The organism is Streptomyces sp. SL06 (assembly GCF_058244745.1).
Genome location: NZ_JBSYOT010000002.1, coordinates 4,807,916 through 4,821,991 on the forward strand (window position 1 = coordinate 4,807,916; position 14,076 = coordinate 4,821,991).

The 14,076-nt window shown below is 72.4% G+C and carries 12 protein-coding genes; 7 read left to right on the forward strand and 5 right to left on the reverse strand.

Features of this window, described 5'->3' with window-relative positions; all coding sequences use genetic code 11:
• Positions 1-46: 46 nt before the first annotated feature.
• A complete protein-coding gene (locus AC4IHM_RS21995; protein ID WP_490868723.1) occupies positions 47-1,117 on the reverse strand; it encodes a hypothetical protein in 1,071 nt (356 codons plus the stop codon).
• A gap of 205 nt (positions 1,118-1,322) precedes the next feature.
• Positions 1,323-3,905 (reverse strand): aminopeptidase N, encoded by a 2,583-nt coding sequence (gene pepN, locus AC4IHM_RS22000; protein ID WP_490868724.1) that lies wholly within the window; start codon positions 3,903-3,905, stop codon positions 1,323-1,325.
• A gap of 145 nt (positions 3,906-4,050) precedes the next feature.
• Between pepN and AC4IHM_RS22005 the strand changes: the two genes are divergently transcribed.
• Positions 4,051-4,689, forward strand: a complete 639-nt coding sequence (locus AC4IHM_RS22005) for a mycothiol-dependent nitroreductase Rv2466c family protein (protein WP_490868725.1) — start codon at positions 4,051-4,053, stop codon at positions 4,687-4,689.
• 164 nt (positions 4,690-4,853) lie between these two features.
• Here AC4IHM_RS22005 and AC4IHM_RS22010 read toward each other — a convergent pair whose 3' ends face one another.
• Positions 4,854-5,495: a superoxide dismutase gene (locus AC4IHM_RS22010; RefSeq protein ID WP_490868726.1), complete on the reverse strand. Its 642-nt coding sequence runs from the start codon at positions 5,493-5,495 to the stop codon at positions 4,854-4,856.
• 277 nt (positions 5,496-5,772) lie between these two features.
• Between AC4IHM_RS22010 and AC4IHM_RS22015 the strand changes: the two genes are divergently transcribed.
• From AC4IHM_RS22015 to AC4IHM_RS22025, 3 genes are all read left to right on the forward strand, one after another.
• Positions 5,773-6,354 (forward strand): biotin transporter BioY, encoded by a 582-nt coding sequence (locus AC4IHM_RS22015; protein WP_490868727.1) that lies wholly within the window; start codon positions 5,773-5,775, stop codon positions 6,352-6,354.
• Positions 6,355-7,520: 1,166 nt separating this feature from the next.
• Positions 7,521-8,006: a ribose-5-phosphate isomerase gene (locus AC4IHM_RS22020; RefSeq protein WP_490868728.1), complete on the forward strand. Its 486-nt coding sequence runs from the start codon at positions 7,521-7,523 to the stop codon at positions 8,004-8,006.
• A gap of 48 nt (positions 8,007-8,054) precedes the next feature.
• Positions 8,055-8,870: an Fpg/Nei family DNA glycosylase gene (locus AC4IHM_RS22025; RefSeq protein ID WP_490868729.1), complete on the forward strand. Its 816-nt coding sequence runs from the start codon at positions 8,055-8,057 to the stop codon at positions 8,868-8,870.
• A gap of 10 nt (positions 8,871-8,880) precedes the next feature.
• On the opposite strand, the gene AC4IHM_RS22030 is transcribed toward AC4IHM_RS22025, so the two are convergent.
• Positions 8,881-10,143: a GNAT family N-acetyltransferase gene (locus AC4IHM_RS22030; protein ID WP_490868730.1), complete on the reverse strand. Its 1,263-nt coding sequence runs from the start codon at positions 10,141-10,143 to the stop codon at positions 8,881-8,883.
• 162 nt (positions 10,144-10,305) lie between these two features.
• Here AC4IHM_RS22030 and AC4IHM_RS22035 point away from each other — a divergent pair, with 162 nt between their 5' ends.
• Together AC4IHM_RS22035 and AC4IHM_RS22040 are read left to right on the forward strand one after the other, a co-directional pair.
• Positions 10,306-11,493 (forward strand): SpoIIE family protein phosphatase, encoded by a 1,188-nt coding sequence (locus AC4IHM_RS22035; RefSeq protein ID WP_490868731.1) that lies wholly within the window; start codon positions 10,306-10,308, stop codon positions 11,491-11,493.
• A 12-nt stretch (positions 11,494-11,505) separates the two neighbouring features.
• Positions 11,506-12,015 (forward strand): HD domain-containing protein, encoded by a 510-nt coding sequence (locus tag AC4IHM_RS22040; protein WP_490868732.1) that lies wholly within the window; start codon positions 11,506-11,508, stop codon positions 12,013-12,015.
• A gap of 19 nt (positions 12,016-12,034) precedes the next feature.
• On the opposite strand, the gene AC4IHM_RS22045 is transcribed toward AC4IHM_RS22040, so the two are convergent.
• Positions 12,035-13,192, reverse strand: a complete 1,158-nt coding sequence (locus AC4IHM_RS22045) for an acyltransferase family protein (protein ID WP_490868733.1) — start codon at positions 13,190-13,192, stop codon at positions 12,035-12,037.
• A gap of 675 nt (positions 13,193-13,867) precedes the next feature.
• On the opposite strand from AC4IHM_RS22045, the gene AC4IHM_RS22050 reads away from it, so the two are divergent.
• Positions 13,868-14,062: a hypothetical protein gene (locus AC4IHM_RS22050; RefSeq protein ID WP_490868734.1), complete on the forward strand. Its 195-nt coding sequence runs from the start codon at positions 13,868-13,870 to the stop codon at positions 14,060-14,062.
• Positions 14,063-14,076 lie beyond the last annotated feature (14 nt).

Below are 14,076 nucleotides of genomic sequence, written 5' to 3' on the forward strand. Positions count from 1 at the left end.
CCCCGCGGCCCCTCCTCTCCCCTCCTGATGCCGCCCGGGTCCGTCACTACCGGGGCAGCACCACGACACGGGCGGCGGGTTCCCGGTCACCGGCCGCCATCAACGCCGTACGCACGACGGCCGCCTGGTGCTCCGGGCAGTCCCGCAGCCTGCGCGGGGTGAGGTGCACGACCGTGATGCCGAGCCGTTCCAGGTGCTCACGCCTGCGGGCGGACTCCGCCCGGTCCGCGTCGTCCTCCTGGCGCCGGTGCGCGTGGGTGTCCAACTCCAGCGCCACCGCCTGCTCGGGCCAGAAGGCGTCCAGCCCGCCGAGGTGGGGGCCGCCCGGCAGGCGCAGGTCGACGTTCCACACCGGTTCCGGCAGCCCGTGCTCGCGCACCATCCGGTACAGGCGCTGCTCCGCGAGGGCCCGCCCCTCCTCGACCAGCGAGTCCACGGCGTCCACCACGTGCGGGCGGCCCAGCAGCCGGGCCCGGTTCAGCTCCCGTACCACCGCGGCCGGTTCGCAGTGCCCGCCGCGCACCGCCTCCGTCAGCAGCCGGCGGACCGTGCCCGGATCGGTCAGCCCCGCCACCGCGTCGGCCAGCGCCCGCGCCACCGGCGCCACCGGAAACCCCGTGATCCGCACGGCGGTCGGCAGCGCGACGGTGCGCACGATCCGCGCACAGCCCGTCGTACGCAGTCGCCGCAGCCTCGGGACCAGGACGTTGACGAACTCCAGGGACGGCAGCGGGGGAGCGGCACAGACGCCGTGCAGCGCCAGCGCGGCCAGCCCGGTGATCACGGCCTCCGCGTAGCCGGGGGCGGGCGCCTGCTCCCCGCCCGGCTGCACCGGCACGGAGACGGCGACGCCGGGGGGCGGGGGAGTGCCGGGGGTGCGTTCCCGCGCCGCGTACAGCAGCACCGCGTGCAGCCGCTCCTCGCCGGTCGGCGGGCCGGGGTGGAGCAGGACGACGTTCGGCAGGAGCCGCTGCCAGGGACCGCCGGGCCGGCACCGCCGGTCGGTCTCGGCGGCACAGACACCGTGCGCCCGGAGCTGAGCGGCCGTCATCAGCCGTCGCCGGCCCTGGACGAGGTCGTGCGGAGGGAGCGGGGAGAGCGGGATGTCGTGCGTCATGACCGGGGGTTTCCCGCGCAGGATCCGTCCCTTAACCGCTGTTACACGCTCATCGCCGAACCCGGACAGGCCCGTCCTCAAGGACGGGTGTTCGGATGCCGAAAACCCCTGGTCCGTTCGGGTGCGGACCAGGGGTTACGGCCGCTGTTGACCGAATTCCGTAACGATGACGGAACGCCCAATCATTGGCCAGAGATCGGGTGGCTCAGCGGCCGGCGGCGGCCCTGTCGCAGGCCTGGCCGCGCAGCGCCCGCGCCAGGTCGTCCCGCGCCTCCAGCACCAGCCGGCGCAGTGCGGGCGCGGCACCCTCGTGGGCGGACAGCCACGCGTCCGTCGCGTCCAGCGTGTCCTCGGAGTCCCGCAGCGACGGGAACAGGCCCCGGACCACGTCCATGCCGATCTGGATGGACCGCTCGGCCCACACCCGTTCGATCACCGCGAAGTACTTCTCGGCGTACGGCGCGATCAGCTCCCGCTGCGAGGCCTGCTCGAAGCCCGCGATGGTCGCCTCCACCAGGGCGTTCGACAGCGCGTCCGACTCCACGACCTGCTCCCAGGCCCGCGCCTTCACCGCCGCCGAGGGGCGCGCGGCCAGGCAGCGCACCTGGTGCCGCCTGCCGGAGGCGGTGTCGTCGCGGGCCAGCTCGGCGGCGAGCACCCCCTCGTCGGCGACGCCGTGCGCCGCGAGCGGGGCCAGGAACGCCCAGCGCAACTCCTGGTCCACCTCCAGTCCCTCGATCTTCTCGGTGCCCTCCAGCAGCCCGCGCAGCAGCCGCAGTTCGGCCTCGTCGGACGCCACCGACGCCAGGAACCGCGCCCACGCGAGCTGTTGCTCGCTGCCCGGCTCGGCGGCCCGCAGCTCGCGCAGCGCGCCTTCGCCGAGCAGCCGGCCACAGGTCTCCCGCCAGTCGGGGGCCGCGTAGTGCACCAGCGCCGACTCGGCCCAGGCGTGCAGCATCTGCAGGACGCCGATCTCGGACTCGCGCCCCGCGAACCGCAGCACCAGCCCGGTGAAGTCCCGCGCCGGCAACAGCGCGTCCCGGGTCATGTTCCACAGCGCCGACCAGCACAGGGCACGGGCCAGCGGGTCGGTCAGCGCGCCCAGCTGCTCGCGCAGCGTGGCCAGCGAGGTCTCGTCGAAGCGGGTCTTGCAGTACGTCAGGTCGTCGTCGTTGACCAGGACCAGCTCGGGCGCCTCGGCGCCGGCCAGCTCCGCCACGACCGTGCGCGGCCCGTCGACGTCCACCTCGGCGCGCGCGTACCGCTTGAGCGCACCGCCGTCCGTACGCCGGTACAGGCCCACCGCCACCCGGTGCGGACGCAGTTCGGGGTGCGACTCGGCGGCCTCCTGCACGACCGCCAGCTCGTCGACGCGGCCCTCGGCGCTCAGCAGCACGTGCGGGGTCAGCGAGTTGACGCCCGCCGTCTGGAGCCAGGAGCGCGACCAGGCCGCCATGTCCCGCCCGCTGGTCTCCTCCAGCACCGAAAGCAGGTCGCCGAGGCGCGTGTTGCCGTACGCGTGCCGCTTGAAGTAGCGCCGGGCGCCCTCCAGGAAGGCGTCCTGCCCGACGTACGCCACGAGCTGCTTGAGCACGGAGGCGCCCTTGGCGTAGGTGATGCCGTCGAAGTTGAGCTTGGCGTCCTCCAGGTCGCGGATGTCGGCCGTGATCGGGTGGGTCGACGGCAGTTGGTCCGCGCGGTACGCCCACGCCTTGCGGCGGTTGGCGAACGTGATCCAGGCGTCCTTGAAGCGGGTCGCGCCGACGTTCGCGAACGCGCCCATGAAGTCGGCGAAGGACTCCTTCAGCCACAGGTCGTCCCACCACTCCATGGTGACCAGGTCGCCGAACCACATGTGCGCCATCTCGTGCAGGATGGTGTTGGCGCGGCCCTCGTACGACGCCCGCGTCACCTTCCCGCGGAAGATGTACTCCTCCCGGAAGGTCACCAGCCCCGGGTTCTCCATCGCGCCGAGGTTGTACTCCGGCACGAACGCCTGGTCGTACTTCCCGAAGGGGTACGGGTAGTCGAAGCGGTCGTGGAAGAAGTCCAGGCCCTGCTTGGTGATCAGGAAGACGTCGTCGGCGTCGAAGTGCGGTGCCAGGCCCTTGCGGCACAGGGCGCCGAGCGGGATCTCCAGCCGGGTGCCGTCCTCGAAGGTGCGCTCGTAGGAGTCGGTCACACAGTGGTAGGGGCCCGCGACCACACAGGTGATGTACGTCGAGATCGGCTTCGTCTCCGCGAACCGCCACACCCCGTCCGCGCGTTCACCCGCGCCGTTGCTCCACACCGTCCACTCCTCGGGCGCGCGCACCTCGAAGCGGAAGGGCGCCTTGAGGTCCGGCTGCTCGAAGTTGGCGAACACCCGGCGGGAGTCGGCCGGTTCGTACTGGGTGTACAGGTACACCTCGCCGTCCTCGGGGTCGACGAAGCGGTGCAGGCCCTCGCCGGTGCGGGAGTAGGCGCACTGGGCGTCGACGATCAGTTCGTTGTCGGCGGCCAGGTCCTCCAGGGCGATCCGGGAGCCGTCGAAGACCTCGCTCGGGTCGAGGTCGCGGCCGTTGAGACAGACCGAGGTGACGGCCGGTGCGATCAGGTCGGCGAAGCTGCTCGCGCCGGGCTCGTTGCAGCGGAAGCGGATCGTGGTGACGGACCGGAAGGTGCGCGGGCCCCCGCTCCCCGCGTCGCCGAGGGCCGAGCGCACGTCGAGGGACACCTCGTACCCGTCGACGGACAGCAGGGCGGCCCGCTCCCGGGCCTCGTCGCGGGACAGATTCTCACCGGGCACGGGCGGCACTCCCTCAAGTGGTGTTCAGTATGCGGACAGCACCGATCCTGCCATGTGCCCCTGACGCGCGGCAGCCGGGAATGGGCGGGGTGAGCGCTCGGTTGCCATGGAAAACGCTCTGTTGTGCCGCCCCACGAGGAGAGACATGTCGGACAAGACCCCCGTCGACTTCTGGTTCGACCCGCTGTGCCCCTGGGCCTGGATGACCTCCCGCTGGGTCCTGGAGGTCGAGAAGGTCCGGGACATCAAGGTCCGCTGGCACGTGATGAGCCTCGCCGTCCTCAACGAGGACAAGCTCGACGACCTGCCCGAGGAGTACCGCGAGCTGCTGGAGACCAAGGCCTGGGGACCGGTACGGGTGGTCGTCGCGGCGCAGGAGGAGCACGGCGCCGAGGTGCTCGGCGACCTCTACACGGCGCTCGGCACCCGCATCCACAACCGGCAGGAGGGACCGGGCCGGGACACGGTCGCCGCGGCCCTCAAGGACGTCGGTCTGCCGGAGTCCCTCCTGGACCACTGGGACTCCACCCCCTACGAGCCGCAGTTGCGCGCCTCCCACCAGGAGGGCATCGACAAGGTCGGCCAGGAGGTCGGCACCCCGGTCATCGCGGTCCCCGGCGCCGACGGCACGCAGCTCGCCTTCTTCGGCCCGGTCGTCACCCCGGCCCCCAAGGGCGAGGAGGCCGCCAAGCTGTGGGACGGCACCCTCGCGGTCGCCTCCGTCCCGGGCTTCTACGAGATCAAGCGCACCCGCACCAAGGGCCCGGACTTCAGCAACCTGTAGGCCTGCGGGTACGTGAGGCAGGCGTACGGCTTCCCCGACGCGGGCTCCCCGACGAAGAAGGCCCCCGCGAGTCACGTCCTCGTGGGGGCCTTCTCCGTTCCGCCCGCCGCCGTGAAGGGTGAGAAGACGCTCACGAGGCGGGACGACCGGGGGAGTCGGGCGGGTCAGGTGGCCGGCAGCAGCGTGTTGGTGCCGGACCTGGCGGCCTCGTGGCGCTTCGCCACGTCCTGCCAGTTCACGACGGCCCACATGGCGTCGATGAAGTCGACCTTCTGGTTGCGGTACTGCAGATAGAAGGCGTGCTCCCAGGCGTCGAAGACCAGGATCGGGGTGGCGCCCTGGCCGACGTTGCCCTGGTGGTCGTAGACCTGCTCGACGATCAGCCGCCCGCTCAGCGGCTCGTACGCCAGCACGCCCCAGCCGGAGCCCTGCGTGGTCGCGGCGGCCTTGGTGAGCTGCGCCCTGAAGCCGGCGAAGGAGCCGAACGACTCGGCGATCGCGTCGGCCAGTTCGCCCACGCCGTCCTTGTCCAGGGGCTCGCCGCCGCCGTCGCCGGTCATGTTGTGCCAGTAGATCGAGTGCAGGATGTGCCCGGAGAGATGGAAGGCCAGGTTCTTCTCCAGGCCGTTGACCGAGCCCCACGACTCCCTGTCCCGCGCCTCGGCGAGCTGCTCAAGGGCGTCGTTGGCGCCCTTCACATAGGCCGCGTGGTGCTTGTCGTGGTGCAGTTCGATGATCTCGGGGCTGATCACGGGGGCCAGCGCGGAGTAGTCGTAGGGCAGTTCAGGAAGTGTGTAGACGGGCATGGCGGGTCCCCTCCGGCCTCTTATTGCAAAAGACTTGCAGGTGCACGCTATCAGTAGAAGGGGGCCGGGGGGTGAATGCGACATTCCGCTCCCTCGTGACGCCCGCCTCCCCGTCCCGGTGACGGGTGTCACGCCGACTCGGGTGTACCCGGCGTCCTTTGTCGGGAGCCCACCAAGCCCCCGACCGGGCCTTTGTCGAGCGCTGCCCGTGTTCGACCCCGGCACGCTGGGATAGCGTCACGGTGTCCCGACATGCCCACACCACCGCGGAGTCCCCATGAGCACCGCTGCCGTCCCCGCCCGCTCCGGGCAGGTCCTCGCCGACCTCCTCCCCTCCTCCCGAGTCCGGGACGTCGCGCTCGTGGCCGGCGGTGCCGTACTCACCGGCGTCGCGGCCCAGATCGCGGTGCCCGTGCCGGGCTCCCCGGTGCCGGTGACCGGCCAGACCTTCGCGGCGCTGCTCGTCGGCACCTCGCTGGGCGCGCGCCGGGGCCTCCTGTCCCTCGTGCTCTACGCGCTGGTCGGCATGGCGGGCGTGCCGTGGTTCGCCGAGGGCGGCTCCGGCACCGGTGCCCCGTCGCTCGGCTACGTCTTCGGCATGCTGCTCGCCGCCACGGTCGTGGGCGCCCTGGCCCGCCGCGGCGCCGACCGCTCGATGCTGCGGATGGCCGGCACGATGCTGATCGGCGAGGCGATCATCTACGCCGTCGGCGTGCCGTACCTGGCCCTCGCCGCCGACCTGTCCCCGACGGCGGCCATCGCGGCGGGCCTCACCCCGTTCCTGCTCGGCGACGCACTGAAGGCCGCCCTGGCAATGGGCGTCCTCCCCACGGCCTGGAAACTGGCCAACAAGCGCTAGCCCTCCGGGGGAGCCTCACGGCCCGGCGCCTGATCCTGCGTCCGTGCCGCGCCTGCGCCGGCATCCGGGTCTGGACCCTGCGCCAGGCCCGCACCCGCGCTTGTGCGCATACCCGGAGCTGCGCCCACGCCGGACCTGCCCCGGTGCCTGGATCTGGGTCCGTTTCCGTGCCGGCGCCCGGGTCTGCGTCGGTGTCCGGGCCGACCCCGCTCCTGTGCCCGGTTTCGTGTCCGGGCCGGGGCTGCGCCCGCACCCGGGCGCCCGTGCCTGCCGGGCCGTTACTGCGCCTGTGTCCGTGTCGGGCTCTGTTCCTGCGCTCGCGCTCACGCCCGGGTCTGGGTCCGTTCCCGTGCCGTGCCGTGCCGTGCCGTGCCCGTTCCCGTGCCGTCCCGTGCCCGTTCCCGTGCCGTCCCGTGCCCGTTCCCGTGCCGTGCCGTGCCCGTTCCCGTGCCGTGCCGTGCCCGTTCCCGTGCCGTGCCGTGCCCGTTCCCGTGCCGTGCCGTCCCGTTCCCGTGCCGTGCCGTCCCGTTCCCGTGCCGTCCCGTGCCCGTTCCCGTGCCGTGCCGTCCCGTTCCCGTGCCCGTGCCCGTGCCCGTGCCGTACCCGTTCCCGTGGCGGCGTCCGGGTCTGTGTCGGCGTCCCGGCCGTACCCATGCCGTGCCCATGCCGGGCCTGTTCCTGGGCCTGTGTCCGTGCGCCGGGCTCGCGCCTGCGCCTGTGCGCGCGCCGGGGCTGTGCGGTGCCGGGTCTGGACCCGTTCCGGTGCCGGGCCTGTGCGCGCCCGGCGCTGTGCCGTGCCGGGTCTGGGTCCGTTCCCGTGCTGAGCCCGTGCCCGTGCCCGCGCCGGCGCCCGCGCCTGCGTCGGTCTCCGGGCCGGTGCTCGCACCTGCGCCTGTGCGTGCCCAGAGCTGTGCCCGCGCCGGTACCCGGGCCTGGGCCAGTGCCCGTGCCGGGCCCGTGCCTGAGCCCGTGCCCGCGTCGGCGCCCGTGCGCGCGTCGGCGTCCGGCCCGTGCCCGGCCCCCGTCGGGGCTGCGTTGGCGTTCGGGCCCGTCTCCGCCGGACGGCGACCCGTGTTCGTACACCAGTGTGTCCTCACCCGCCGGACGGCGACCCGGGTGCATACCCCGCGCGCCCGGGGTGGGCGTCGCGTGGCAGACTCGGTGGCATGCGTGTGTACCTCGGCTCCGACCATGCGGGCTACGAACTCAAGAACCACCTCGTCGAGTGGCTCAAGACGGCGGGCCACGAGCCCGTCGACTGCGGTCCGCACCTCTACGACGCCCAGGACGACTACCCGCCCTTCTGCCTCCGCGCCGCCGAGCGGACGGCCGCGGACCCCGGCGCTCTCGGCATCGTGATCGGCGGCTCGGGCAACGGCGAGCAGATCGCGGCGAACAAGGTGAAGGGCGTGCGCGCGGCGCTGGCCTGGAGCGAGGAGACGGCCTCCCTGGGCCGGCAGCACAACGACGCCAACGTCGTCGCGGTCGGCGCCCGCATGCACACGCAGGAGGAGGCAACGAAGTTCGTCGCGACCTTCCTCGCCACCCCGTTCTCCGGCGACGAGCGCCACATCCGCCGCATCGACATGCTCACGTCCTACGAGACAACGGGCGACCTCCCGCCCATCCCCCCGCACCACCCGCAGCAGTAGCCGCGGCAGTCACGACACCCGGGGCCGGCCGGGGGAGGAAGGACGTCCGTGCCAGAGGGGCACACGATCCACAGGCTGGCCCAGGACTACGCCGCGGCCTTCGCCCGCACGGCGGTCCGCGTCACCAGCCCGCAGGGCAAGTTCGCCGACGCGGCGGCGCTCCTCGACGGCACCGTCCTGGAGACCGCCGACGCCCACGGCAAACACCTCTTCCTCGGCTTCCGGGGCACCGGCTGGGTCCACATCCACCTCGGCCTCTTCGGCAAGGTCGCCTTCGGACCGGCCCCCGCCCCGCCGCCCACGGACACCGTCCGCCTGCGCCTGGTGAACGGCACCGCGTACGTCGACCTCCGCGGCCCCACCACCTGCGCCCTGATCACGGACCCGGAGAAGCAGGCGATACACGACCGCCTCGGCCCCGACCCGCTGCGCCAGGACGCCGACCCCGCGGCCGCCTACCGCCGGATCTCCCGCAGCCGCACCACCGTCGCCGCCCTGCTCATGGACCAGAAGGTCATCGCAGGCGTCGGCAACGTCTACCGCGCCGAGGTCCTCTTCCGCCACGGCATCGACCCGTACCGCCTGGGCAAGGACCTCACCCCCGCCGAGTGGGACGCGATCTGGCACGACCTGACCGCCCTCATGCGCGAGGGCGTCAGGAACAACCGCATCGACACCGTCCGCCCGGAACACACCCCCGAGGCCATGGGCCGCCCGCCGCGCGTCGACGACCACGGCGGAGAGGTGTACGTCTACCGCCGCGCCGACCGGCCCTGCCACCTGTGCGGCGACACCGTCCGCACCGCGGAACTCGCCGCCCGCAACCTCTTCTGGTGCCCGACCTGCCAGCGCGAGCCGAAGTAGCCGGCCACCCTCAGAAGCCGTGCGGCAGCCACGGCGCCACGTCGGAGGCGAACCCCGCCGACGCCTCCGCCAGCGCCCCGCGCCGCACCTCCCGCACCCGCCCGGCCGCGCCGAGCGCCCGCAGACCGACACCCCCGAGGTACGCCGCCCCCAACTCCCGTACCGACAGGGAGAGATCCGCCGCATCGGACGTACGCTCGCAGGACGCCCCCTTCGCGTCCCCGGTCAGCCGCCAACGCCCCGCGTTCCACGGGCAGAAGGCGTCCTCGACCTCGAACACGACGTCCACCGGCGCCTGATAGGTCCGCGCCGACAGCGCGGCCCCCACGTCCACCAGCCGTACGTACAACGCGTCCCGCAGCGACGGCCGGCACCGCCGGATGTCCGACACCTGGTACTGCCACGCCTCGTCGACCGGCCGCCCGCGCACCGCCAGCGTCGTGGTCAGATCGATGCCGAACAGGAAGCGCCACAGCGCCGCCTCGGTCGCCCCGTCCAGCCCGGCCAGGCCCTCCAGGACCACCGTGCCGCTGGGCCCCGCCGGCTCCCATCCCGGCCGCACCCGGAACCGCGCGTACCCGGTGACCTCGCCGCCGCGCCGGGCGACCACGCACTGCAACGGCGAGGCCCCCTCCCGCGCGCTCTCCGGGTCCAGCAGCGCCACCCGCTCCCAGCCGGGCCGCCGGGCCAGCATCCCGGGCCGCTCGGACACCAGCCGCGCGTACACCGCCTCGCACGCGTCGAGCACGTCCGCGGGCGCCGCGTACCGCAGCCGTACGTCATCGGTGCCGGCCGGCACCGACAGCCGCACCCGGTCCGTGTCGATCTCCGCGTCGAGCTGGAAGCTCGCCGCACCGTACCCGAACCGGCCATAGATCGCCGGCTCCGAGGCCGTCAGCACGGCCAGCGGCTCGCCCCAGGACCGTACGTCGTCCAACTGCCGCCGCATCATGGACGCCAGGACTCCCCGGCGCCGGTGCGTGGCCGCGACGCTCACCATCGTCACGCCCGCCGCGGGCACCAGCGTGCCGCCCGGCACGGTCATCCGGAAGTCGAACGCCCCCGCCGTACCGACGCATTCGTCGCCGTCCCAGACGCCGATCGAGCGGTCGACCTGCGTCAGCTCCCGGTGCAGCGCGCGCTCCTCGGCAGGCTCGGGCAGTCCGCCGAAGGCCCGGATCAGCGTCCCGTACCAGATGTCCCACTCGTCGCGTCGCAGTACCCGCGGCTCCGTCGTCGTAGCGCTGTCGTCCCTGCCCGTGGTGCGTCCCATGCAGCATGCGTACCAGGCGGCGCGGAGACGGGCGAGCGAATTTCCGCAGGGTTGCGGCGCGAACGCCGTTCGTGAAGTTGACTGGTAAGGCGGGTCTCGGACGGGGGACAAGTGGGACCTCACGTGCCGAGCGGCCGGTCCGATGGATAGGGTCCCGAACTAATGGCAGCAGGACGACAGCGGCGCGCGGAAGCCGAGACGTTCACGGCCCGGTGGAAGAAGCAGTGGCACCGGGCCCGCGTCGGCGTGCGCAGATCCGCCGTCGACTACTTCCGCGGCGACGGCTCGGACTGGATCGCGCTCGCCGGACTGCTGCTGATGATCCCCGTCATCGCGGCCACCACCATGGCGAACTCCGTGTGGTGCTCGCCCGCCGCGCTGGTCCTGCCGATCGTCGCGGGCGGCCTGCTGCTGCGCCCGGCGAGCCTGCTCGGCCTGTACGCGGCGGCGGCCACCGCGCTGATCGTGGAGTCGGTGCGGCTCGGCCCGTACACCGAGGGCCCCTCCCGGGTCACCCCCGGCGTCGTCCTGGTCGTCGCGGCCTGCGGCTTCTTCGGACTGCTGGTCGCCCAGTTCCGCAGCCGGGTCGGCGTGCCCTGGCGGCGCGGCGGCACCATGCTCTTCGACCTGCGCGAACGCATCCGCGTCCAGAGCAAGCTGCCCCAACTGCCGCCGGGCTGGCACCGGGAGATGGCGCTGCGCCCGGCCGGCGGCCAGTCCTTCTCGGGCGACTTCGTCGTCGCGGCCCGCACGAACGGCGGGCGGACGCTGGAGGTGGTCCTCACCGACGTCTCCGGCAAGGGCATGGACGCGGGCTCCCGCGCCCTGCTGCTGTCGGGCGCGTTCGGCGGCCTGCTGGGCAGCCTGCCCCCGCACGCCTTCCTGCCGGCCGCCAACGGCTATCTGCTGCGCCAGGACTGGGACGAGGGCTTCGCCACCTCCATCCACCTCGTCCTGGACCTCGACTCCGGCGACTACGAGCTGTACTCCGCGGGACATCCGCCGGGCCTCCAGCTCAGCGCGGGCACCGGCCGCTGGGAGGAGAAGTCGGCCGAGGGACCGCTGCTCGGGGTGTACGACGGGGCGCAGTTCGACCCCGTGAAGGGCTCGCTGCGCTCCGGAGACGTGCTGATGCTGTTCACGGACGGCCTGGTGGAGACCTCCGAGCGCGACATCACCGAGGGCATCGACCGCCTCACCGGCGAGGCCGACCGCTATGTCGCCGGCGGCTTCCACGGCGCGGCCTGGCATCTGATCGAGGCGGTGGCCAAGGACGTCAACGACGACCGCGCGCTCCTGCTGATCTGCCGGGAGGGCCCCACGGCCCACTCCGCGGCGACGACGGACTGACACACCGGCCCCATGCCCGCCACCTTGCCGCCCCCGCCGCCCCCGCCGCTCTCCCTGGCCGACGTGGAGGCCGCCGCCCGTGCCGCCCACGCCGGACAGACCGACAAGGCGGGCCGGCCGTACGCGGAGCATCTGCGGGCCGTCGCCGAGGGCGTACGGCTGCGCGGTGGGGACGCCGAGCAGATCGCGGCGGCCTGGCTGCACGACGCCGTCGAGGACGACGCGCTGTCCGAGCGGTGGCTGCGCGAGGCCGCGCTGAGCCGCCGCACCAAGGACATCGTCCTCGCCCTCACCAAGCGGGCGGGGGAGCGGCCCGAGGACTACGCCGCGCGCGTCCTCGCCACGCCCGGCGCGAGGCTGGTCAAGGAGGCCGACCTGGCCCACAACGCCGACCCGGCGCGGCTGGCGGTCCTCGACGAGGCCACCCGCACCCGACTGGCCGGGAAGTACAGGCGGATGCGCGCACTTCTCGGCCTGGCCGATCCGCCCGACGCGACGGACGCGCCCGGTCCGCAGGGCTGAGCCGGAGGCCCGGTCGGACTCAGACCGAGACCTTCCCGCTCGACCCGGCGTCCTCGTGCGTCCCGTCCTTCTTCTCCTGCCGCGCGCGGTCCCGGGCCGCCTCGCCCGAGTCGCGCCTGAAGGCCCAGTCCATCCTCGGCTCCACCACGCACCGCAGGACGGCCTGTACGGGCCGGGTGCACAGCAGGGTGACGGCGGCGGCCGCGACGGCGGTCAGTCCGAGCACGCCCAGCGGATGGTTCAGCACCGGCTGGTCGAACCAGCCCGAGTAGGAGCCCTCCTTGACCAGGAAGGCGTGCAGCAGATAGCCGTAGATCGTGCCCGCGCCGAGCGCCGTGAACCACATGCGCCGGCCCGGCACCCAGGCGAAGAAGCACGCGGTCAGCGTGAGCGAGCAGCCGAAGAGCGCGAGCGTCATGACCGGCCCTGACCACCAGGGGACGTCCATGTCCTGGACGGCGGTGTTGTGGTAGAGCCAGCCCAGTTCCATGCGGGGCACCGACCACCAGGCGACGAGCGCCGCGACGGCGACCACCGGTACGGACGCGATCCGCACCGAACGGCGCCGTACCCGCTCGAAGTGCTCGGGCCGCAGCGTCATGCCCAGCACGAAGCAGGGCAGGAACTGCAGCACCCGCTGCATGTCCAGATCGTTGCCGATCGCCGGGGACACGGAGGCCAGCGCGGCGATGACCAGAGACAACGCGACCGGGTTGCGCACCGTCTTCCACAGCGGGACGGTCAGCCGCCAGACGAACAGCGCGCACAGGAACCACAGGTGGTACGTGGGGTCCAGCAGGGTGATGTCGGTGTTCGGGGAACCGCCCGCGTAACGGGCGTGCAGGGAGTAGGCGACCTCGAAGACGATGTACGGGACGGCGACACCGGTGATCAGCCGTTTGACGCGCTTGGGGCTCGCGTCGAAACTGCGCGAGAAGTAGCCGGAGATGATGATGAACGCCGGCATGTGGAACGTGTACAGGACCCGGTAGAGGGTGTCCACCGTCCGGTTCCCGTCCATGATCTGTCCCCAGGCGTGCCCCACGCCGACGAGCACGATCGCCAGGTACTTGGCGTTGTCGAAGAACGCGTCACGCTGCCGGCCCGGCCGAGGCTGCTGTCTCTGCCGAAGGGGGGAGGTCTGGGGATCGCCGTGCGGTCGCAGCGAGTTCGTCATGCAACCCTCCGCCGATGACTGGGCGGTTCGTCACATGACCTCGCTGCTCTTGTGGGGGACGAGGCAGCGTAGAACATCTCAGGCACCCTAGCCTTCTCGCTGTGATTCCGTAAAACCCGCGACACCCGTCCCGCATTCGGGTCCCGGGTGTCTTGCGAGTACCCCGTATTCCACGGAACTTGCCCTCTCCGGTCGGGTGACGGCCCAACACCGCAGGGTGCCGCCCGCGCCGAAACGCCGTCCGGAGCTACCTACTTGTCATGACTCGTCATGATTAAGCAGCGCATAAGTCCTGCGGGAGACTCCGCTGGAATGTCCGCTTCAATGCGCATACGGGGTACGCGGCACACCCTGTGATCCCCCTGTGAGCACTCGCCGCGATGTGCCGCCGACGTGCGCTCCACGACAATTCGAAATACCGGCGAACGCGCTGTGTGGACATGGAAACGAAGTGGCCGGAATTCCCCGTACGGGTGCCCTGTCGAATTTCTGTACGGGGTGAGATCGTTGGGTAGGTTCGCATGTGCGGGGAAGCGTGCCACCCCAGGAACCGACCGAACGATGTGTCACCTGCGGCATGGTGGGGCCCGGTTGGTGGCACGATGGTTCTGGCGGGGGTGTGCCGAGGCGCACTCCCGGGCCGGGAGAGCGGACCGACCGAGGGTGTGATCAGTTGTGGCCATTTCACTGTCAGTGGTGCTGCTGTTGGCAATCATCCTGGTGGTGCTGCTGCGGGGAGGGTCCATCAAGGCGGGGCCGGCGATCGTGGCGATCCTCTTCGGCTTCTTCCTGGCCTCGACCGGCATGGCCGACGACATCCAGCGGTTCCTGGACTCGATAGCGAGCACCCTCAACTCGCTCCAGTTCTAGGCCCCGGCCCCGAC

What these genes read in the sequence shown, in the direction of transcription:
- AC4IHM_RS21995 (WP_490868723.1), bottom strand. Translation starts at nt 1,117, where the DNA reads ATGACGCACGACATCCCGCTCTCCCCGCTCCCTCCGCACGACCTCGTC.
- AC4IHM_RS22005 (WP_490868725.1), top strand. Translation starts at nt 4,051, where the DNA reads ATGTCGGACAAGACCCCCGTCGACTTCTGGTTCGACCCGCTGTGCCCC.
- AC4IHM_RS22010 (WP_490868726.1), bottom strand. Translation starts at nt 5,495, where the DNA reads ATGCCCGTCTACACACTTCCTGAACTGCCCTACGACTACTCCGCGCTG.
- AC4IHM_RS22015 (WP_490868727.1), top strand. Translation starts at nt 5,773, where the DNA reads ATGAGCACCGCTGCCGTCCCCGCCCGCTCCGGGCAGGTCCTCGCCGAC.
- AC4IHM_RS22020 (WP_490868728.1), top strand. Translation starts at nt 7,521, where the DNA reads ATGCGTGTGTACCTCGGCTCCGACCATGCGGGCTACGAACTCAAGAAC.
- AC4IHM_RS22030 (WP_490868730.1), bottom strand. Translation starts at nt 10,143, where the DNA reads ATGGGACGCACCACGGGCAGGGACGACAGCGCTACGACGACGGAGCCG.
- AC4IHM_RS22035 (WP_490868731.1), top strand. Translation starts at nt 10,306, where the DNA reads ATGGCAGCAGGACGACAGCGGCGCGCGGAAGCCGAGACGTTCACGGCC.
- AC4IHM_RS22040 (WP_490868732.1), top strand. Translation starts at nt 11,506, where the DNA reads ATGCCCGCCACCTTGCCGCCCCCGCCGCCCCCGCCGCTCTCCCTGGCC.
- AC4IHM_RS22045 (WP_490868733.1), bottom strand. Translation starts at nt 13,192, where the DNA reads ATGACGAACTCGCTGCGACCGCACGGCGATCCCCAGACCTCCCCCCTT.